The organism is Pseudomonas putida (genome assembly GCF_016406145.1).
GTDB classification, from domain to species: Bacteria; Pseudomonadota; Gammaproteobacteria; order Pseudomonadales; family Pseudomonadaceae; genus Aquipseudomonas; species Aquipseudomonas putida_E.
In genome coordinates, this window is sequence record NZ_CP066306.1 from 1191887 (window position 1) to 1213455 (window position 21569).

Annotated in this window: 14 protein-coding genes; 5 read left to right on the plus strand and 9 right to left on the minus strand. The window is 63.4% G+C overall.

Features of this window, described 5'->3' with window-relative positions; genetic code table 11:
• Positions 1 to 49 precede the first annotated feature (49 nt).
• A complete protein-coding gene (locus JET17_RS05475) occupies positions 50 to 2101 on the minus strand; it encodes a TonB-dependent receptor (protein WP_198823190.1) in 2052 nt (683 codons plus the stop codon).
• A 169-nt stretch (positions 2102 to 2270) separates the two neighbouring features.
• Here JET17_RS05475 and JET17_RS05480 point away from each other — a divergent pair, with 169 nt between their 5' ends.
• Together JET17_RS05480 and JET17_RS05485 are read left to right on the plus strand one after the other, a co-directional pair.
• On the plus strand, positions 2271 to 2492 hold the full coding sequence (locus JET17_RS05480; protein WP_012313003.1) for a VF530 family DNA-binding protein: 222 nt from the start codon (positions 2271 to 2273) through the stop codon (positions 2490 to 2492).
• Between the two features lies 1 nt (position 2493).
• Positions 2494 to 3174 carry a Pr6Pr family membrane protein gene (locus JET17_RS05485; protein WP_012313004.1) on the plus strand — a complete coding sequence of 227 codons (681 nt, stop codon included), beginning with the start codon at positions 2494 to 2496 and terminating at the stop codon, positions 3172 to 3174.
• A gap of 9 nt (positions 3175 to 3183) precedes the next feature.
• Here JET17_RS05485 and JET17_RS05490 read toward each other — a convergent pair whose 3' ends face one another.
• From JET17_RS05490 to JET17_RS05500, 3 genes are all read right to left on the minus strand, one after another.
• On the minus strand, positions 3184 to 3942 hold the full coding sequence (locus JET17_RS05490) for a siderophore-interacting protein (protein WP_012313005.1): 759 nt from the start codon (positions 3940 to 3942) through the stop codon (positions 3184 to 3186).
• A complete protein-coding gene (locus JET17_RS05495) occupies positions 3935 to 4480 on the minus strand; it encodes a PadR family transcriptional regulator (protein ID WP_012313006.1) in 546 nt (181 codons plus the stop codon). The genes JET17_RS05490 and JET17_RS05495 overlap by 8 nt, the downstream gene beginning before the upstream one ends.
• An 89-nt stretch (positions 4481 to 4569) precedes the next feature.
• Positions 4570 to 7707: a transglycosylase domain-containing protein gene (locus JET17_RS05500; RefSeq protein WP_012313007.1), complete on the minus strand. Its 3138-nt coding sequence runs from the start codon at positions 7705 to 7707 to the stop codon at positions 4570 to 4572.
• A 393-nt stretch (positions 7708 to 8100) separates the two neighbouring features.
• Here JET17_RS05500 and JET17_RS05505 point away from each other — a divergent pair, with 393 nt between their 5' ends.
• Positions 8101 to 9519, plus strand: coding sequence for an amino acid permease (locus JET17_RS05505; RefSeq protein ID WP_012313008.1), 1419 nt, complete (start codon positions 8101 to 8103; stop codon positions 9517 to 9519).
• 114 nt (positions 9520 to 9633) lie between these two features.
• On the opposite strand, the gene JET17_RS05510 is transcribed toward JET17_RS05505, so the two are convergent.
• Together JET17_RS05510 and JET17_RS05515 are read right to left on the minus strand one after the other, a co-directional pair.
• Entirely contained in the window at positions 9634 to 11253 is a 1620-nt protein-coding gene (locus JET17_RS05510) for an FMN-binding glutamate synthase family protein (protein WP_012313009.1), read from the minus strand.
• Positions 11254 to 11354: 101 nt separating this feature from the next.
• Positions 11355 to 15629, minus strand: coding sequence for a DEAD/DEAH box helicase (locus JET17_RS05515; protein ID WP_042111209.1), 4275 nt, complete (start codon positions 15627 to 15629; stop codon positions 11355 to 11357).
• A 116-nt stretch (positions 15630 to 15745) separates the two neighbouring features.
• On the opposite strand from JET17_RS05515, the gene JET17_RS05520 reads away from it, so the two are divergent.
• Positions 15746 to 16159, plus strand: coding sequence for an NUDIX hydrolase (locus JET17_RS05520; protein ID WP_012313011.1), 414 nt, complete (start codon positions 15746 to 15748; stop codon positions 16157 to 16159).
• Here the strand turns inward: JET17_RS05520 and metR are convergent.
• Complete coding sequence (gene metR, locus JET17_RS05525) at positions 16143 to 17060, minus strand: transcriptional regulator MetR (protein WP_012313012.1); 918 nt, start codon at positions 17058 to 17060, stop codon at positions 16143 to 16145. The genes JET17_RS05520 and metR overlap by 17 nt on opposite strands.
• A gap of 196 nt (positions 17061 to 17256) precedes the next feature.
• Here metR and JET17_RS05530 point away from each other — a divergent pair, with 196 nt between their 5' ends.
• Entirely contained in the window at positions 17257 to 18252 is a 996-nt protein-coding gene (locus JET17_RS05530) for an alpha/beta fold hydrolase (RefSeq protein ID WP_012313013.1), read from the plus strand.
• A 29-nt stretch (positions 18253 to 18281) separates the two neighbouring features.
• Here JET17_RS05530 and JET17_RS05535 read toward each other — a convergent pair whose 3' ends face one another.
• Together JET17_RS05535 and JET17_RS05540 are read right to left on the minus strand one after the other, a co-directional pair.
• A complete protein-coding gene (locus JET17_RS05535) occupies positions 18282 to 19610 on the minus strand; it encodes a sigma-54-dependent transcriptional regulator (RefSeq protein WP_012313014.1) in 1329 nt (442 codons plus the stop codon).
• Positions 19607 to 21511, minus strand: a complete 1905-nt coding sequence (locus tag JET17_RS05540; RefSeq protein WP_012313015.1) for a sensor histidine kinase — start codon at positions 21509 to 21511, stop codon at positions 19607 to 19609. Before JET17_RS05540 ends, JET17_RS05535 begins: the two co-directional genes overlap by 4 nt.
• Positions 21512 to 21569 lie beyond the last annotated feature (58 nt).

A 21569-nucleotide genomic window follows, 5' to 3' on the forward strand; every position in this document is an offset into this window, starting at 1 on the left:
GTAGGAGCCGGCTTGCCGGCGAATGGGGCGCACAGCGCCCCCTTGATGATCAGAAGGTCGTGCGCAGGCCTACTTCCACACTACGCCCCGGCGCCGGTGCTATATCGCGCAGAATCGAACTGGCGTAACGCACGGTCTGATCCGTCAGGTTCTCACCGCGCACGAACGCCAGCCACTGGCTCTGCCCGATATCGAAGCGATACCCCACACTCGCTCCCAGGGTGGTGTAACCATCAGTACTGGTTTCATTCGCCGGCTTGCGATGCTGCGACGCGGCATGCTGCACATCAACGCGCGCCTGCCAGCGGTCCAGCTCCCAGACCAGTCCGCTGTTCAGCCGCAAAGGCGCAATGCGCGGCAGCGGCTCGCCGCTGTCGAGGTTCTTGGCTCGGGTGTAGTCGCCCGAAAGCTCGAGAGCGAAACTGCCGTAGCGGTTCTCGACCAACTGCCAACGGTCCTGGGCTTCGATGCCGTAGAAACGCGCCCGCACACCCTGGTACTGATACTCAGGGAAACCCCCATCGTCGTGATCGTGGTCATGATCATCGTCGCCATGGTCGTGGTCATGGCCCTCTCGCATGTTGCCCGTGCCGATCAGGCCGATGTAGTTGCGAAAATGGCTGTAGAACACCCCGACGCTGCCCTTGTGGGTGCCATTGTCGAAGCGCAGTGCCAGGTCGGCGGAGATGGCTTTTTCCTTGTTCAGGCTGGCATCACCGACTTCATAAGCCCCGGTGGCGACGTGGGCGCCGTTGGCGTAAAGCTCGTAGAAGGTCGGGGCACAAATTTGCTCGGTGTAACCGACGTTGGCAGCGAGCGCCCAGACCGGGTCGAGTTGGTACACCGCCCCCGAAGACAGGCTCAAGGCATTGAAGCTGCTGGCGCTGTCGGCATCGACGAAGTTTTCGTTGCCTTTGGCATCCGGGTCGACGCGGGTGTGTTCCAGGCGCGCACCCAGGCTCAGGTTGAGGCGTTCGGTGGCCTGCCATTGCTCAAGCATGAACAACGCCAGGCTATCGGTATCGGTGTGCGGTACGAAGGCTTCTTCACCCAGTGCCGAGAATTCGTTGCGGCTGACCTGGGCGCCGATCACGCCTTCCAGCGGGCCGATCGGTTGGTGCCTGGCCTCGATACGCGCCTCATAGCCCTTGTTCTTGAAGGTGGTGTGCACTTCGCCTTCTTCGATTTCGCTGTGCTCGTAATCGGTGTAACCGGCATCGACCTTGACCGAGCTGAAGGGGCCCTCGAGGTCACGCAGTTCGGAGGCGAAGCCGTAGTGATCCTGCTTCATGTCCAGGCGCACACCGGACTCGGCCACTGAGCCGTAGTTACTGTCGTAGCGGCTGTAGGACAGGCCCGCATAGCCGTGATCCCAATGGTAGGAACCGCCCACTGCGCCGCCATCCTGGCGACCGTCGCTGTTTTCCAGGCGGTGTTTGCTGCCGGGCTCATCAGCGTCGCGCACTTTCGAGCTGCGGGCGTAGCCTGGGATGCGCAGGTCGTTGAACTGGCGGCTGTTGGCATCCAGGTGCAGGGCGAAGGTGCCGTCACCGGCTTCCAGCTTGCCGGCACTGCTGCGCGTGGTATCGGCACCGCCGTAACGCAGTTCACCGGCACCGTGAATGCCCTCGATGGGCGCGTCGGGGATGCGGTTGTCGAAGGTATTGACCACCCCACCGATGGCGTTGCCGCCGTAGAGCAAGGCGGCGGGGCCACGGACGATTTCGACGCGCTCGACGGTTACCGGGTCCAGTGGCACGGCATGGTCGTACGACAGCGCCGAGGCGTCGAGGGCGCCGACGCCGTTACGCAGGATGCGGATACGGTCACCGTCCAGGCCGCGAATCACCGGGCGGCTGGCGCCTGGGCCAAACCAGGTGGAGGCGACGCCGGGCTGTTTGTTGAGGGTTTCGCCCAGGCTACCGTGCTGTTGCTGCAGCAGCTCGTCGCCTTCGAGCACGGTGCTGGGGGCAGCCAGCTCGCGGTTGCCCAGTGGGTTGGCGGTGATGATCTGGGGTTCGAGTTCCACAGCCTGGCTGGGTGATGAGGCTAGCCAGAGGGCGACGGCGAGGGGGGAGAGGCGTAGGGGAGAGCACAACATGGAGAGTGGCGGTCCTTGGCAGAGGCTTTTGTATTGTTACTATATAACATCACTATTTCAGCACAGAGGTTTCACCGTTTGCCAGCGGTTTTTGTATTGGTGCTGCTGCGTCCCCTTCCTCACTACACTCGTGTAATGTGCGCATCTTTTTATCCGCGGGAGTACTGGCATGAGCACGGCCAACCACAACGCGCTGCACGGCAAGACCCTCGAGCAGATCCTCACCGAGCTGGTGGCGCACTACCAATGGCAGGGCCTGGCCGAGCGCGTGGATGTGCGCTGCTTCAAGAGCGACCCGAGCATCAAGTCGAGCCTGACCTTCCTGCGCAAGACGCCCTGGGCTCGGGAGAAAGTCGAGCAGCTCTACGTGAAACTGCAGCGCAACGCCTGAGATGCCGCGTCATCCCTGGCTGACCCTGGCCGCAGTGCTTGGCTGGTTGGGCCTTGCTGTGCAGGTGTACCTGGTGCTGCTGGCGCGCTGGCAGGAAGCGGCGAGCCTGATTGGCGGGCTGATCAATGTGTTCGGCTATTTCACGGTGTTGACCAATACCTTGGTGGCGACGGTGCTCAGCTATGCGGCGTTCGGGCGAGAATCGGGCGCGAAACGCTTCTTCCTTTCGCCCTCGGTAAGTTCCGCTGTGGCCGCCAGCATCGTGCTGGTGGCACTGGCCTACAGCGTGCTGCTGCGGCATCTGTGGCAACCCGAGGGTTGGCAATGGCTGGCGGACGAACTGCTGCACGACGTGATGCCGGCCCTTTACGTTGTGTATTGGTGGTTCGCCGTGCCCAAGGGGCATTTGCGGCTCTGGCATCTGGGGCCGTGGGCGCTGTACCCGGCGGTGTATTTCGGCTACGCACTGTGGCGGGGGAGTGAGATCGGGGTCTACCCGTATCCGTTCATCGACGTTGCAAGCCTTGGCTACGGGCAGGTCATGCTCAATGCCTTGGGCGTACTGGCGGGGTTCTGGGCAATTGCGCTGGTACTACTTGGGCTCGATCGCTGGCGCGGGCGGCGGCTTGCTCGGCCTGTACAGGCCCCTTCGCGGGTAAAACCGCGAAAGGACCGGGCCTGACGACGCACATCACTCGTCGTCCGCTGTCCCTTCTGCCCGCCAGTAGGCAGCCGCTTTGAGGGCATCTTCCGGCGCACCTTTCTCCAGCAGCAGCGCCTTGGTCTGCCGGGTCAGCGATTTCTCCAGTGCCACCCAGCTGTACAGCTTGCCCTCAGGCAAGTTCAACCCCTGCACCAGCGCCAGTAAATCCTCATCCCGCTTCACCCAGATGACTTCCACTTCAGCCTTGCTCGGCAGAGGTTGGCGCTCCTGCTCATCCTCGATCTGGATGACCGCCAGCACCCGCCGGCCTGCCGGCAGTTCTTCAAGGCGTCGCCCGATGGCCGGAATGGCTGTTTCGTCACCAATGAGCAGGTAGCTGTCGAAGATATCCGGGACCACCATCGAAGCCCGTGGCCCGGCAATGATCAGCGTCTGCCCCGGTTCAGCCTGTGCAGCCCAGGTTGATGCAGGGCCATCGCCGTGCAGGACGAAATCGATGTCCAGTTCTTGGTTGACCAGGTCGATGCGCCGCGGCGTGTATTCGCGCATGGTAGGCCGCGCTCCGCCGTCGCGGCCCATATTGCGGGCGTCGATGGCCTGCTGTTGTTCGGCGGTTTCGGCGAACAGCAGTTTGATGTGGTCGTCACTGCCCAGGCTGGTGAAGCCTTCCAGCTCGGAGCCCGCGAGGGTGATGCGGCGCATGCGCGGGGTGAGGTCGGTAACCCGCAGTACCTGCAGGCGGCGCTGGCGGATTTCGTGATTGACGCGGTGGATGGTGTCACTCATGGAGGTTCTCCTTAGCAGGGGCGGCCGGCCCGGCGGCGATGGCCTTGGCAGTGTCGTTGAGCAGGGTGCGGACCCGTTCGATTTCGTCCGGCGCCCAGCGGCCGCTGTGCATGTGCAGGGCATGGCGCAGGTTGCCGACCGCTTCGTGAATTTCTGGCGGACGGTCGTGGCCACGCAGGGCGCGCTTGCTGACTTCGATGCGCATGCGCACGCCGTCCAGCGCCACGGCTTGTTCAGCCAAGGCGGTACGGCCGGCCTGGGTAATGGCGTAGAGGCGTTTGCTACCTTGCACCTGGCCGCTGATCAGCTCTGCTTCCTCGAGAAAGTTGAGGGTGGGGTAGATGACCCCGGGGCTGGGCGTGTAGCTGCCATCGAACAGGTTCTCGATCTGGCGGATCAGGTCATAGCCGTGGCCAGGTTGCTCGGCCAGCAGCGACAGCATCAACAGTTTGAGGTCGCCGGGAGCGAATACCCTTGGTCCGCGTTCACCCCGGCCGGGGCGGCGTTCGAAAGGGTCGTGGGCGGAATGTTCACGCATGGCAGTGAGGCTCCGTGTGTTTAGATATATCGCAAGATATTACTCAAGATATATCTAAACACAAGCGGTCAAATGCCGATGATTATCATTTAAATTTTAGATGGGTCACTTGGGAGCATCGCAACCTGCGGCGGTTTGCACGCGTTCGGATTGCCAGGTTCAAGGTACGGCATGAGGATGGGCGCCATCCCCTTGAGCACCTGCACAGGCAGCGCCGAGGTGAACTTGAACGCCTCCGCGGAGCGCCCGGGCACGAAGGCGGTCAGCGTGCCGAAGTGGTTGTCGCCGAGGAAGAACACGAAGGTGGCGGTGCGGTTCAGCGAGCGCGAGCCGATCAACCGGCCACCTGCGCCGAAGCTTTCGATGCGGTTGTCGCCTGTGCCGGTCTTGCCGCCCATCACCAGCGGGGTGCCGTCCTGCAGCTTGAAGCTGCCGGAAATACGCCGCGCCGTACCTGCGTCGACCACTTGCGACATGGCACCTTTGAGTGCCCGGGCCACTGCTACCGGAAGAATTCGCTGGCCACGGTCGGGGTCGCTGTTCAGCCTGGTTTCGTAGGGCGTATCGGCGGCGAAGTGCAGCGTATCGATGCGCAGCGTGGGCAGGCGCACACCGTCGTTCTGAATGATGCCGACCAGTTCGGAAAGAGCCGCAGGACGGTCGCCGGAGCTGCCGATGGCGGTGGCCAGCGACGGCACCAGGTGATCGAAGGGGTAACCCACGCTCTTCCAGCGCTGGTGGATATCGAGGAAGGCTTCGATTTCCACCATGGTGCGGATACGGCTGTCCCGGGCACCCTGGTGGCGGCTCTTGAACAGCCAGCCATAGACTTCCTGACGCTCGAAGCGGCTGGCATTGACCATCTCTGTGAGTGAGGCGCTCGGGTTCTTCAGCAGGTAGCCGAGCAGCCACAGGTCCAGCGGGTGAACCTTGGCGATATAGCCTTGATCAGGCAGGTCATATTTGCCTGGGCCGTAGGCCTCGTACATCTCTGCCAGACGGCCATCGGTAAGTCTGCTCAGGGCGATCTTGTCTTCCTTGATGTGCGCGCGGACAAATGCATTGAAGGTTTCCTGGCCAGCTGCCGGGAACAGATAGCGGTGAACTGCGGCCAGGCGCTGCGGTGTGACGCGCATGCTGTCGAGGAAGGTATCCAGGCGTTGCTGCGAGGTTTTGCGCTGGTACTTCCGCCAGAAGCGCATCAGGTAGCTGGTGCCTTCCTTGTCGGCAAAACGTGCCAGGTACTCCTGGCGGCGCGGGTCCGAATCGTCCTTGAGCAGCGGCACGCGGTTGAATGGCTGCTGGTAGGTCACATAGCGCACCACGTCGCGCATCAGGCGAATGAAGGGCAGGTTTATCGACTCGCGCAGGGCTTCCTTGAGGGTCGGGTTGCGGCTGTTGTCCTCCTTGCGGAAGTTGTTGAACACGTGCATGCCGCCGCCGGTGAAGAATGCTTCGCCGGTATTGGCCGAGTACTTGCGCTCCAGGGCTGCGTCGAGCATGGCATCCAGGCTCTGGTTCTTGCTGTTCAGCGCCAGCCATTCCAGTGACCATTGGGTGATGCGATCGAGCTCGGCGACCTCGACCTTCTTCAGCTCTGCGGCTGGCATGCCGGCGTACTTGTCGTGCAGTTCGGCGATGATCTGCAGATAGGTGGTGAGCACTCGCAGCTTGGCCGTTGAGCCCAGCTCAAGCTTGCTGCCTTCGTTGATGTCGAAGGGCTGGTCGGTGCTGTCAGTCTGCACCCGCACCCTTGAGCCATCGGCGGTGCGTTCGAACAAGGTGAAGCTGTAGCGCACCTGGTCGGTGGTCTTGCTGGTCAGCAGGCGCTCACCGATCAGGCCGATCTGCGCAGCGAATTCAGGGTCGGAGAGGTTCTTCAGGTACTGGCTGACCTGAAGCTGAAGATCGGCCTGCAAGGTGCTCGTTGCCGAGAGGTCGAGGCGGTCCAGGTCATACAGCGGGCGGTTGAGCATGCCTGACAGGCGGTTGCGGGCCAGGCTGATGCCTTTGTTGGTGATGATCGGAACGATGGTTGGCTGTGCCACCCAGTCGCGGTACAGCGCCTTGCTGGCCAACGCCGCGTCGGCCAGGGCGCGCTCGATGATGCCGTTGGCAGCGAGCACGCGGATGTGCGAATCAGTGAGCTCGGCCAGTTCGACGCGGCCCTTGGTCAGATAATGCGAGGGGCGGCGCTGGGCGATCATCAACGACAGCACTTGGCGCAATGCCAAACCACGTGCGGCCATGCTTTCGGGGTCTGTCGCGGTCGAGGTGAGGGCCTGGTTGACCTGGTCGAAATCGGCGCCGTACCACACACGCAGGCCTTCGGCCATGCCATGCACTTCACCATGGCCGGGCACCGCCGACAGCGGCACGCTGTTGAGGTAGTCGCGCACGATGCGCTGGCGTGCCTCGGTGGTATCTGGCCCGCCCTGGTAGGCGCGCACGCTGGCGGAAATCATCTGGCGGATCTTTTCGGTACCGGAAACAGTCAGGCCGTCCGGTGAATGGCGGTATTTCTCCAGCTGCGTGGCCAGCGTGCTGCCACCGGCGGACTGGCCGGGCAAGGCCAGGTATTTGGCCACCTGGCTGTAGGCGGCCTTGGCGAAGCGCGGCCAATCGACTGCCGGGTTGTTTTTCGGATCCTTCGGGTCCAGCAGGTCGCGGTTTTCGATGAACAGCAGGCTGTTGACCATCACCGGAGGGATTGCGGCGAAGTTCGGATACAGATATTGCGGATAGTTGTACTGGTACAGCGTGTCGCCGCGGCAATCGGTGATCGACAATCCGGCCTGGATTTTCTCGATGTAGGGCGCGAACAGGCCGTGATCCACGTAGTTCATCAAGGCAGGCGAAAACCTTACCTGCTCGCTGATCAGGTAGTCGCGCTTGAGCAGGCGCGGCAGGAACTCGCCCAGCGCGCTATAGCCCAGGCGTTTGTCGAACGGTCCCTCGCCAGGGTAGACGATGGAGTCACTGGGCCCCGGCTGCAGTGAATAGGTAAGGGTGCTTGCCAGCTTGCTGAACTCGCGGGACTGCAGGTCGGACGTACGGAACTCGTCATAGGCGGCAAAGCCGATGGCGATTATCGCCACCAGCAGGATCAGCAGGATCAGCCGCCACCAAAGCCGACGCTGACGTGGGGACTTTGGCTGCGGCGTGTCGGCCAGAGGTGTTTCGGGTGCTTCCGTTCTGGATGGTTCCGATTGCCACAGTGCGCCCATAGTCTTCAATCCGGCCAGGTATTTTCGTCTTGCTTGTCTGAAGCTTAGACGTTGAAGGCAGTAGGTGAAAAATTTGTAGAAAGTGCAGAAACCTCATGTGGGATATGCGCCTTTGGTGTGGGTTTCTTCGGACAACTAAGTTGCTAGGGTAGCTGGGGTGAGGCAGGAGATAGCGATAGGCCTGCGGGTTTCTCTCCAAATTTTTGGTTATTTATAGTGAAAAGCCCTACAGCGAGCTTCCTATACTGCTCGGCCCCTTCGCCCTGCCGGGCCGCTCTACACCGGCACACGGGCCGGCCCACAAGGCCAGCCTGGCAAGCCAACGCCACGCCTATCGGCATGGCCGGCGCTGCACGAAGGTCTAATCCAATAACAAAATGAGGTTGTATTGCTATGCCCGTCGGCAACCACCCTGCCCATGGCGAGACCGCACAAGGCGGCCCGCTCAAGCGTGAACTGGGCGAACGGCACATTCGTCTGATGGCGCTGGGCGCCTGTATCGGCGTCGGTCTTTTCCTCGGTTCGGCCAAAGCCATTGAGATGGCCGGCCCCGCGATCATGCTTTCCTACATCATCGGTGGCCTGGCGATCCTGGTGATCATGCGTGCCCTCGGCGAGATGGCCGTGCACAACCCTGTCGCCGGGTCATTCAGCCGCTATGCCCAGGACTACCTTGGCCCGTTGGCGGGTTTTCTGACCGGTTGGAACTACTGGTTCCTGTGGCTGGTGACCTGCGTCGCGGAAATCACCGCCGTGGCTATCTACATGGGCATCTGGTTCCCGGACGTGCCACGCTGGATCTGGGCGCTGGCGGCGCTGGGCAGCATGGGCGCGGTGAACCTGGTTGCGGTCAAGGCTTTCGGCGAGTTCGAATTCTGGTTTGCCCTGATCAAGATCGTCACCATCATCGCCATGGTCCTGGGCGGCATCGGCATCATCGCCTTCGGCCTGGGCAACGACGGTGTGGCAGTCGGTATCTCCAACCTATGGAGCAATGGCGGGTTCATGCCCAATGGCGTGACCGGTGTGCTGATGTCGCTGCAGATGGTGATGTTCGCCTACCTGGGCGTGGAAATGATCGGCCTGACTGCCGGCGAAGCCCGCAACCCGCAAAAAACCATCCCGCAGGCCATTGGCTCGGTGTTCTGGCGCATTCTGCTGTTCTACGTAGGTGCCTTGTTCGTGATCCTGTCGATCTACCCGTGGAATGAAATCGGCAGCCAGGGTAGCCCGTTCGTCATGACCTTCGAGCGCCTGGGTATCAAGACTGCCGCCGGCATCATCAATTTCGTGGTGATCACTGCCGCCCTGTCGTCCTGCAACGGCGGTATCTTCAGCACCGGGCGCATGCTCTACAGCCTGGCGCAAAATGGCCAGGCGCCGGCCGTCTTTGCCCGTACTTCGAAAAACGGTGTGCCACGCAATGCGCTGCTGCTGTCCATCGGTGCCTTGCTGCTGGGTGTGCTGGCCAACTACCTGGTGCCAGAGAAGGTGTTTGTCTGGGTGACGTCGATCGCTACCTTCGGCGCGATCTGGACCTGGGTGATGATCCTGCTGGCGCAGCTCAAGTTCCGCGCCGGGCTGTCGGCCACCGAGCGCAAGGGCTTGAAGTACCGCATGTGGCTGTGGCCGCTCAGCTCCTACCTGGCGCTGGGCTTCCTGGTGCTGGTGGTTGGCTTGATGGCGTACTTCGAGGATACCCGTGTGGCTCTGTATATTGGCCCGGCGTTCCTGGTGCTGCTGACGGTGCTGTACTACGCGTTCCGCCTGGCGCCGAAAGAACTACAGGGTGTAGCCGGTAACGCTTCCTGATGTGAGATAGTCGGGGCCGCTTTGCGGCCCTTTCGCGACACAACAGCAGATAGCGTATCCCGGTAGGAGCGGCCTTGTGTCGCGAAAGGGCTGCGCAGCAGCCCCAGGGTTCTATCAGGCCGCCACCTCACTGTGCGGCTCAAAGCTGTCCGCCCGCGCCAGCTGCCACATCCGCGAATAGAACTGCCCGTCCACCTCGCCAGTCAGCAACTCCCCCGGTTTCAAAAACACATGCATCTGCGAGAACAGCTTGATTTCGGTAGCCGACACGCGCCGCACCAAGTGCTTGGCTTCCAGTTGCGCGGGGTGTTCCAGGCCGGCGGCTGCGAGCATTTCTGCCAGGGCGCGCAAGGTGTTGTGGTGGAAGTTCACGACCCGCTGGGCTTTGTCCGGGACCACCAGCGCACGCTGGCGCAACGGGTCTTGTGTGGCCACGCCAGTAGGGCATTTGTTGGTATGGCAACTCTGCGACTGGATGCAGCCGATGGCGAACATGAAGCCGCGAGCAGAGTTGGCCCAGTCGGCACCGATGGCCAGCACGCTGGCGATGTCGAAGGCGCTGACGATCTTGCCGCTGGCGCCGAGCTTGATCTTGTCGCGCAGGTTCAGGCCGACCAGGGTGTTGTGCACGAACAGCAGCCCTTCGCGTAGCGGCACACCGATATGGTCGGTGAACTCCACCGGTGCGGCACCGGTACCACCTTCCTTGCCATCGACCACGATGAAGTCGGGCAGGATGCCTGTTTCCAGCATGGCCTTGGCGATGCCCATGAATTCCCACGGGTGGCCCAGGCAGAACTTGAAGCCCACCGGCTTGCCGCCCGACAGCTCACGCAGCCTGGCGATGAACTGCATCATCTCGATGGGGTTGGAGAACGCGCTGTGGCGAGAGGGCGAGATGCAGTCCTCACCCATGAGAATGCCGCGGGTCTCGGCAATTTCCCGGGTAACCTTGTGCTTGGGCAGGATGCCGCCGTGGCCGGGCTTGGCGCCCTGGCTCATCTTGATCTCGATCATCCGCACCTGCGGGCTGCGCGCCTGGGCGGCAAAACGTTCGGGGTCGAAGCGCCCGTCCGCTGTGCGGCAGCCGAAGTAGCCGCTGCCCAGCTCCCACACCAGGTCGCCGCCGTGTTCGCGGTGGTAGGGGCTGATGCTGCCTTCGCCGGTGTCATGGTGGAAGTTGCCCAGCTTGGCCCCTTGGTTGAGCGCGCGGATGGCATTGGCACTCAGCGAGCCAAAGCTCATGGCGGAAATGTTGAAGATCGATGCCGAATAGGGCTGGCTGCACTGCGGTCCGCCAATGATGATCCGGAAGCTTGCGGGGTCGGCCAGCGGCGCCGGGCGCATGGAGTGGCCGATGAACTCGAAGCCAGACTCGTACACGTCGATCAGCGTACCGAAGGGCTTGTCCGACGCTTCGTTCTTGGCCCGCGCGTACACCAGCGAGCGCTGGGCGCGGGAGAAGGGCAGGGCATCGCTGTCGGCTTCCAGCAGGTACTGGCGGATCTCCGGGCGAATACCCTCGACCAGGTAGCGGATGTTGCCCAGTATCGGGTAGTTGCGGCGTACCGCGTGGCGTTGCTGCAGCAGGTCGAACAAGCCGATCAGGCTGAGCACGGCCGTAATCAGTGTGAACGGCCACAGCCATTCATGGTTCAGGAACGGCAGGCTCGCCACGGTGAACAGAACACAGGCGGCAAACACGGCATAGCGACTGAGAAGTGACAGGCTCATACGGGGTCCTTACGATGGCGCGGTCAGGCTCAGGGCCTGGGGCAAACCCCGACCATAGCCCGGTTGCGCGGCGCTGAACATGAAAATCGGGGTATCGAAAATCATTCGCGCAGCAGTTTCTGCCGCCACCGTTGCTGCTCTTCATTCGTCGCTTGCACCAGGTAGGTGTACCGGTTGGCAATTCGCACTGCCACCGGCACGCCATCGTGGTACAACACACGATTGCCACCGGCCGCCGGCACCTTCGCTCCGGGCAGCAGCGACCCGATCAGGTTCAGCGGGTCACTGGCGCTGACCACCACCAGCGCGCCCTCCATCTCGCGCCGGCGCACCTGGCGCAGCAGCCCGACCGCTTCCGGCAGGGCGAACTGCTCCCCAGCCAAGCCGGCGATGAAGCGCCCGCCGCGAATCTCGCCGCGTGCCTCAAGCCGGTGGCAGCAGCGCAGCAGCTCACGCCAAGGTGGCAGCACATCACTTTCGCGCTCCAGCAGCCGCCAGCAGATCACACCGTAGCGTCTTAGCAGGGTGCGGGCGACGTGTTCCAGCCGTTGCACGTCGTCTACTTCGGCATTGCCCCTGCGTAACAGCGCCCAGCGCCCGGCATGCGCCATGCTGGTGGAAATCGGCGCATGGCCGCGCCGGCTGTTGCGCGATGAGCGTTTCGCCGCCGGGGTGATCAGGCTACGCAGCCCTGTAAAGCTGTCGGCACTTGCAAGGCCGGAACCGACCAATTCCTGTAACGCCGTTTCCAGCTCGCTGGGCAACAAGTGGGCTTGCTGGGTCAGTTCGTCGAAGAACAGTGCGCCATGCGCCTGCAGTACTTCATGCACACGTTGCGCACGCGGGCTCAGCTCGTCCAGAGCCGGCGCAGGCACAAGGCTGCGCCACAGGCCCAGGTGTTGACGTGGCAACAGCACCAGTGGCGTGCTCGCCAGCGTACTGCTCGACACCTTGCCCGCCAGGCGGCTCCAGGCGAACTGCCCGCTGCGGCACGCCTCGTCGAGCCAGTGAGTGCTGTAGTCCTTGATCCGTGCCGGCAGCAGTTCTGCCTCCCAGGCGCCGGCCGCGGCAGGGAACCCCTGCAACTGCTCAAGCACTTCAGCTACGGCTTGCGGCCCACGCAGTTTTTCGTCGGCCGCCAGGTGCTGCCAGTCAAACATAAAGCGCATGAAGTCCTGCAGGCTTACCGGCTCGATCTCCCGGCGCAGGCGCTTGACTGTGTAGCGATGGATGCGCGCCAACAGGTGGCGTTCGCACCATTGGCGTTGGACCTCACCTGGGCTGAACTGGCCACGCAGCACGTAGCCCTCTGCTTCCAGGCGGGCCAGTGCCTGTTCGATGGCAGGCTGCGGCTTGCCCAGTGGAGCGGCGATCTGCGCCAGGGTCAGCGGGCCGTGGCCGCTCAGGCGGGCGCGCAGCAGCTCGCTCAGAGCGCTGTCCGGGTCCAGGGTCTGTTCGAAGCCGGGGAGCACGTGGAGGTCGGGCTCCAGGCGTGCATCCGGATACAGCGCTTTTAGCAGGCTCAGGCGCTCGCGGGCCAGCCACAGGTGTTCGTCGGGCAAGCGCGCCGCTCGGCCTGCCTTGGCCAGTTGCCTGAGCAGCAAGCCCCAGGTTGGGTTCGCCTGGGCTTCGTGCTGGCTGATCGCGCCCAGGGTCATCAAGGCTTCGTGCATCTCGTCGGCGTTGCCGGGTTGCGGCCAGGCCTCTGCCTGGACAGCGCTGATGGCATCGGCGTCCAGCGCGCCCAGGTCATCGCCACTGTGCACCTCGTTCCAGCGTCGGTTGAGTACCGCCTGGGTTCGGCGCTCCTCCAGCGGGGCATCGTCAAGGAACGCGTAAGGCCTGGCGTTGAGGATGGCAGAGGCCAGCGGCGAGGGGGCCGGCAGGTCGCGGCTCAGCAAGCGCACCTGGTCACTTTCCATGCGCCTCAACAGCGCCAGCCAGCCCTCGCTGTCCATGGCTTCGTGCAGGCAGTCGTCGAGGGTCTGCTCGATCAGCGGGTGATCCGGGATTTGCCGTTCACCGGCGATGTTTTCCAGGCAGGCGATCTGGTCGGGGAACACGGCGGCAATCAGGTCTTCGCTTTTCATGCGCTGGATCTGCGGCGCGACCTTGCGTCCCCCGACGTAGCGAGGCAAGGCCATTGCCACTGCGGCGTTCCAACGCCAGCGCACCCCGAACAAGGGCGCATCGAGCAGGGCCTGGATGAGAATGTGCTCGGCGTTGCGGCTGGACAGGTAGCGCCAGACTTCGTCCAGCTCGAAACTGTGGCTGGTCGACAGTGACAACACGATGGCGTCCTCGCTGGCTGCCGCCTGCAATTCGAAATTGAACGTGCGGCAGAAGCGTTTGCGCAGCGCCAGGCCCCAGGCGCGGTTGATGCGGCTGCCGTAGGGTGAATGGATGATCAACTGGGTGCCGCCGGACTCGTCGAAGAAGCGCTCCATCACCAGCGTGTCTTGCGAGGGCAGGGCGCCCAGCACTTCACGGGTACGCCCCAGGTAATCGAGCAGTTGGCTGGCGCAGGCCTCGTCCAGCGCATAGGTATTCTGCAGCCATGACAGCACTGGGGCGAAAGCGCCGTTACCAAGCCCCAGTTGCTCATCGATACGTGCCTGCAGGCGGGCAACGGCAGCGGACAATTCATCACTGCGTCCCGGCGCTTCTCCGAGCCAGAATGGAATGGTCGGCGGCAGGCCGTGGGCGTCTTCGACCCTTACCCGGCCGGGTTCCACCCGCATGATGCGATAGGACGCGTTGCCCAACTGAAAGATGTCGCCAGCAATGCTCTCCACGGCAAAGTCTTCGTTGACGCTTCCGATGTTCAGCGCCTGCGGCTCCAGCAGCACAGCATAGTCGGCGGTCTCGGGGATGGTCCCGCCGCTGGTGAGCGCGGTCAGTTGGCTACCGCGGCGCCCGCGCAAGGTACCGCTCACCGCGTCGCGGTGCAGGTAGGCGCTGCGGATGCCTTGGCGCCCGTTGTAGCCCTCGGCGAGCATGCTTAGCAGGGCTTGGTAATGCCTGGTGTCCAGTTCGGTGTAGGGCGTTGCCTGGCGCAGGCAGTCGAACAATGCCTGTTCCTGCCACGGCTGGTTGCTGGTTTCAGCGACGATCTGCTGGGCCAGTACGTCCAGTGGCGCATGGGGTATGTGCAACTGGTCGAGCTCGCCCTGGTGAACACAGTCGAGCAGTGCCGTGCACTCGATCAGATCATCCCGCGAGGTGGCGAACAGGCGCCCTTTGGGGATGCCTTCGACCTGGTGCCCGGAGCGGCCGACCCGCTGCAAGAAGGCGGCGATGGAGCCTGGGGAGGCGATCTGGCAAACCAGATCGACATCACCGACATCGATGCCCAGCTCCAGTGAAGCCGTGGCTACCAGCACCTGCAACTGGCCGTTTTTCAGGCGCTGCTCCGCATCCAGGCGCAGCTCCTTGGCCAGGCTGCCGTGGTGTGCGGCCACGGCCTCTTTGCCAAGGCGGTCGCTGAGGTGGCGGGTGAGGCGCTCGGCCAGGCGCCGAGTGTTGACGAACACCAACGTGGTGCGGTGTTCGCGGGCCAGAATTGCAAGGCGATCGTAGACCAGGTTCCACACATCCGTAGCCATGACCGCGCCCAAGGGCACGGGGGGCACTTCAAGGGCAAGGTCGCGCTGGCGGGTGTGGCCGATATCGACGATTGCGCAAGGGCGTTGGTGACCGGCCAGGAACGCGGCCACGCGCTCCACCGGGCGCTGGGTCGCGGACAGGCCGATGCGCCGCAGCCCTTGCCCGGTGAGCGCTTGGAGGCGCTCCAGCGTCAGTGCCAAGTGGGCGCCGCGCTTGTTGCCGGCCAAGGCGTGAATCTCATCGACGATCACCGTGTGCACGCCGCTCAGGCCAGCACGGCCCGAGGCAGACCCCATCAGCACATAAAGCGACTCAGGCGTGGTAACGAGGATGTGCGGGGCCAACTTGCGCATGGCCGCGCGTTCTTTTTGCGGCGTATCGCCGGTGCGCACGGCAGTAGTGATACGAGGTGGCGTCAGCCCCTGGTCTAACAGCGCCTGGCTGATGCCTTCGAGCGGCGCCTGCAGGTTCAGGCGGATATCATTGGACAGAGCCTTGAGCGGTGAAACGTAGACTATCTGGGTTTGCGCGGGCAGTTCGCCGTCGTGCTCAAGGCCTTGACGGAACAGTTCGTCGAGCACCGCGAGAAAGGCGCTCAAGGTTTTGCCCGAGCCGGTGGGCGCGGCCAGCAGCATCGATTGGCGTGCGTGAATCAACGGCCAGGCGCGGGCCTGGGCGTCGGTGACCGTGGCGAAATGGCGACGGAACCAGGTGCCGATGGCGGGGTGGAACAGCTCCAGCACCGGGTGCTGATGGGCAGGCAGGTTCATGAGAAGGTTATGGAGGGTCGCTGGCAGATTGGCAAGGGACCGTTCGTCTGTGAAGCCGGCTTGCCGGCGACAGGGCTCCATGGGATCCTCACGGGCTTTTCTGAGTGAGCCTGACCATGCCCAACGTTATCCGCATTGCCGCTGCCCTGTTGATCGACCCACTGGGTCGAACCCTGCTGGTACGCAAACGTGGTACCCAGGCGTTCATGCAGCCTGGGGGCAAGATCGATGCGGGTGAAACGCCGCTTGACGCACTGGTGCGCGAACTGCATGAGGAATTAGGGTTGCGCATTGACCCTGCTCGGGCCATCCCGCTGGGCCGTTTCACCGCACCGGCCGCCAACGAGCCCGGCTTTGAGGTGCAGGCCGAGCTGTTCCGGGTCGACAGCGCCGAGGCCGTGGTCCCGGCGGCGGAAATCGAGGAAGTGATCTGGCTGGCCGCTGACCAGGCTCCGATGCCTGAGTTGGCGCCGCTGACCCGTGACCTGATACTGCCGCTCTACCGCAAGGCCCTCAGCGTACCGCGCTGACCCCATCGAGTGTGGCGAACGAGGTGTCCTTGGCGGTGAGCAGGAAGTCGCGCATGTAGGGGGCATCGAGCATGTCGGTGCGCACTCCCGCATAGAGCGTGGCGAACAGGCCTTTCTCGCCCAGGCGCTTGCCCTTCACATAACCGCGCGAACTGTACTCGTGCAGCGCCCAGTGCGGCATGCCACACACACCGCGGCCGCTGGCCACCAGTTGCATCATCATCACGGTCAGCTCCGAGGTGCGTACGGCCGCCGGCTCGATGTCGGCCGGCTCCAGGAAGCGGGTGAAGATGTCCAGCCGGTCGCGCTCCACTGGGTAGGTGATCAGCGTCTGGTCGAGCAGGTCCTGGGGCACGATGTAAGGCTTGCTGGCCAGTGGGTGCTGGTTGGCCACGGCGAGCATGGCTTCGTAGGTGAACAGCGGCACGTAAGTGATGCCGGCAAGGTCCAGTGGGTCGGAGGTCACTACCAGGTCCAGGTCGCCACGGGCGAGGGCGGGCAGCGGCGCGAATGCGAAGCCCGAAGCCAGGTCCAGCTCCACTTCCGGCCAGGCATCACGGAACTGGTCGATGGTGGGCATCAGCCATTGGAAGCAGCTATGGCATTCGATGGCCATGTGCAGGCGCCCGGCAGTACCACCGGCCAGGCGGGCGATGTCACGCTCTGCGCCGCGCAGCAGCGGTAGGGTGGCATCTGCCAGTTGCAGCAAGCGCAGGCCGGCGCTGGTGAAGCGGATAGGTTTGGTCTTGCGTGCGAACAGCGGCAGGCCCAGGCGTTCTTCAAGTTCCTTGAACTGATGCGACAGCGCCGACTGGGTCAGGTGCAGACGTTCGGCGGCCTCCACCAGGCTATCAGCCTCGCGCAGGGCATGAAGGGTTTTCAGGTGGCGGATCTCCAGCACGGCTGACTCCGAGAGCATAATTTGAGTGAATAGCGAATGAGTTGAGTTTCTCTCATGTTGGTCCCGCTGTCGACTGGACCTTGCGCCGGACCACTGGGCAGGCTTCATCAAACTGTCACGGAACTGTGGCAGCGCGCCCGAACGAATTTCATCAGACTCGCGCTCTACTGGGGATCTGCATTCTGGTGTTTCTTTCATGCGGGCTTTTTTGCTTTTTTTCTTGTTCCTTGTCAGCGTGCCGGCGAGCTTCGCCGATCAGCGTTGTGATGCTCATGTGCCGGTTCAACGGGCCGAAGCAGGCGATCTGAGCCTGGTTTACCAAAGTGTCGGCGCGCCACGGGACCCGGCTTTGCTGCTGGTCATGGGCCTGGGTGGGCAACTGATCCACTGGCCGGATGATGTGGTCGAGGCGTTGTGTCGACAAGGCTTTCGGGTCATTCGCTATGACAACCGTGACGTTGGCCTGTCGCGCTGGAACCAACAGCCACCCTCGGCCAACCTCACGATCGAGCTGTTGCGCTACAAGTTCGGCCTGCCGGTTGCCGCGCCCTATACGCTGCCTGACATGGCGGATGACGGGCTGCGCCTGATGGACGCGTTAGGCATTGGTCAATTCCATGTTCTGGGGGTCAGCATGGGCGGGATGATCGCTCAGCACATGGCGGCGATGGCGCCGGAGCGGGTGCGCAGCCTGACACTGGTCATGTCCAGCTCTGGCGCTGCCGGCCTGCCGGCGCCAGCCCCAGCGCTGGTGCAACTGCTGGCCCGGCGCAGTGCGCCCAATCGGGAAGTGGCCATCGAGCAGCAGGCCGACCTGCTGGCGGCGTTGGGCAGCCCCCAGGTGCGTGATGATCGGGCCGCTTTGTTGCAGCAGGCTGCGCAGGCCTATGACCGAGCGTTCAACCCTGAAGGTGCCAAGCGTCAGATCATGGCGATCCTGGCCGAGCCAAGCCGGGTAGCACTGCTCAACCAGCTGCGCGTACCGACATTGGTGGTGCATGGTACGGCTGACCCTTTGTTGCCGGTGATGCATGGGGTGCACTTGGCGGCGCATATCCGCGGTAGTCAGCTGCGGTTGATTCCGGGGCTGGCGCATCGTTTCCAGGAGCCATTCAAGGCACCGTTGCTGGGGGCCGTGCTGCCTTACCTGCAATCACATCGCGAGGGCGTGACACATATCGCAGGGTTATGAAAGTGGCGTAGGCCCCCTCTCACAGCCTTTCAGCCCAGCCCGTATTTTTTCACTTTGTCGAACAGCGTGGTCTTGGCCATGCCCAGCTCCTGGCTGGCCTGGCTCAGGTTGCCGCCCGTGCGTTGCAGGGCGTCGCTGAGCAGGTTGCGCTCGAACGCCTCCACCGCTTCGGCAAAGCCCAGCCCTTGGCTGGCGCCACCGCTCGGGCCTTTCTTGAACGCTGGCAGGCCCAGGGCATAGCGCTCTGCAACGTTGCGCAGTTCACGCACATTGCCGGGCCAGTCATGGGCCATCAGGCGCGACAGTGTCTGGCTGTCGAGTGTCGGCACTTCACGGTCGAAGCGTAGTGCCGATTGCTGCAGGAAGTGTTCGAACAGCTGCAGGACGTCTTCACGGCGTTCGCGCAACGGTGGTAACTCCAGGGTCACCACGTTAAGGCGGTAGTACAAGTCGCTGCGAAACTGCCCGCTTTTGCCAAGCGAATCGAGGTCGGCCTTGGTCGCAGCGATCACGCGGCAGTCCACTGCAATGCTCTGGTTTGAGCCCAGGCGTTCCAGGGTGCGCTCCTGTAATACCCGCAGCAGTTTGATCTGCAGGTTGATCGGCATGCTCTCGACTTCATCGAGGAACAGGGTACCGCCGTTGGCGTGCTCGATCTTGCCGATACGACGCTTGCCCGCGCCGGTGAAAGCATTGGCCTCGTGGCCGAAGATCTCGCTTTCGAACAGGTTTTCCGGCAGGCCGCCACAATTGAGCGCCACAAAAGGCTGGCCCTGGCGCCGGCTGAAATCGTGCAGGCAACGGGCGACCAGCTCTTTGCCAGTGCCGGTCTCGCCTTCGATCAGCACGTTTGCCGAGGTGTCGGCAACGTTGGCAATCAGCTCACGCAGTTGCTCCATGGCAGGCGAGCGGCCGATGATGCGGCCCTCCAGGCTGCTCTGTTCGGCCAGCTGGCGGCGCAGGGCCAGCACTTCGCGCGATAGCCCGCGCTGTTCGAGTGCGCGGCGCACCACGTCGACCAGGCGTTCCGGCGAAAAGGGTTTCTCCATGAAGTCGTAGGCACCATTGCGCATGGCGCCGACGGCCATGTCGATATCGCCATGGCCGGTAATCAGTACCACCGGCAGGCTGCGGTCGCGCGCCTTGAGGCGGTTGAGCAGTTCCAGGCCGTCGATGCCCGGCAGGCGGATGTCACTGACGACGATACCGGCGAAGTCATCACCGATCCGTTCCAGCGCCTGTTCGGCGCTACCGACACCCTCGCAGGCGATGTCTTCCAGGGCCAGCGCCTGCTGGCAGCCGAGCAGCACATGCGGGTCGTCTTCGACGATCAGGACGGTTAGAGGCGCTTGGTTCATGGGAGCTCTGCCGATTCATTAGGGGGGGACACCAGCGGCAGGGCTAGAACAAAGGCCGTTCCGCCGCTGGCAGGGTGCTCGACGTTGAGGCTGCCCTTGGCGGCGGCGGCAAGGCTCGCCGACAGGGTCAGGCCCAGGCCCAGGCCGTGTTCGCCCGGTTTGGTGGTGAAGAAGGGTTCGAACAGGTGCTTGCGCGCCTCGTCATCAATGCCGTGACCATTGTCGCGTACCCGCAGGCGATACTTGTCGCCCTGCAATTCGCCTTCCAGCCACAGCTCAGGTGCTGGCTGGCTAGCCATGGCGTCCAGGGCGTTACCGATCAGGTTGACCAGAATCTGCTCCAGGCGGGTCTGGTCAATGGCCAGTTGCAGGTCTTCAAACTGGCTGTGCAGCTTCAGGTGGCAGCCACTGATGCGAGTGGCCAGCACCTGCAAGGTGGCCTCTACTGCCTTGGCCAGCGATGCCTGGCCGTGGTCGTCGCCACGCCGGGCGAACGAACGCAGGCTGGCGGTGATGCGGCCCATGCGGTCGATCAGTTCGTTCATGGTGCGCAGGTTGGTACTGGCGGTGTCCAGCGCGCCTCGTTCGAGAAAGCGCACGGTGTTGCCGGACAGTGTCCGCAGCGCCGCTAGCGGCTGGTTGAGCTCGTGGGCGATGCTGGTGGACATCTGCCCGATGGCTGCCAATTTGCCGGCCTGAACCAGTTCGTCCTGGGCGTGGCGCAGGGTCTGTTCGGCGTGACGGCGTTCGCGGATCTGCCCCTTGAGCCTTTCGTTGCTGGCACGCAGGTCGGCGGTGCGCTCGGCAATGCGCCGCTCCAACTGACTGTTGGCTTCTTCGAGCGCTTCGCGTGCAGCCAGTCGGGTCGCGATCACCTTGCGTCGCTCATTCCAGGCGATACCCAGGATCGCCAGCAGGGCGAACGCGACGCCTACCAGAATGCCTTGCACCATCGACTCGCGACGCAGGTCCTGCAGGGGAGTGAGCAGGGTGAAATGCCAGGGGGTATCCACCAGGCGCCGGGTTTGCGCAAGGTAGGCCACCTCATGAGGTTTGCCGTGGGCGGTTTCACTGTTGGCCGGGAAGGTCAGCTTCTCTACGCCATCGGCCAGCGTCTCACGGGCCAGCGGTTGCAGCTCGTTCAGCGGCCACCAGTAATATTGCAGGCTGCGCGCCAGGCGCTCCTTGATCTGCGGTGTCATGGGGCGCACCGACTTCAGGCGCCGCGCCGGGTCGCTGGAGAGGATGATGATGCCGTTTTCGTCGCTGACGAACGCTTCCAGGCGGGCGCGTTGCCAGCGCTCTTCCAAGGTGTCCAGGCGCACCTTGATCACCGCCACGCCGATGATCTTGCCGTGCTCTTCCAGGCCATGGGCCAGGTAATAGCCGGCCTCGCCGGTGGTGCTGCCAATGCCGTAGAAACGGCCCGGCTCGCCGCGCACTGCGGTCTGGAAATAGGCGCGGAAGGACAGGTCTTCACCGAGGAACGAGTCGGCATCGCGCCAGTTGCTGGTGGCCTGTACCCTGCCATTGGTATCGAGGACGAAGATAGCCCGGCTGCGGCTGCGGCGGTTGAGGCCTTCGAGGTATTCGTTGACGGCCTGGCGTGAGCCGCCGTCTGGGTCGGTGAGCAGGTGCGAGACGCTGTCTTCCAACTCCAGCAGGCTTGGCAGGTAGGTGTACTTGCTGATTTCGCTCTCGACCGTACGCGCGTGCAACTCCAGCTGCCGCTCACCGTTTTCACTCAGGGCGCGTATGCCGTTGCTTTCGCTGATCAGGTAGCCAGCCAGGCCCAGCCCGACCATCAGCAGGATGATCAGGGGCGGCAGCAGCAATTGGCGGATCAGGCGGGATTTCACGGCAGGCTTGGCAGGGAGAAGTAGCGAGGGGTCGCATTTCATCACAGTGGCCTTGTCACGACCAGCATCCGCTGCCCGGTGGGGCCTGGGGCAGCGGATA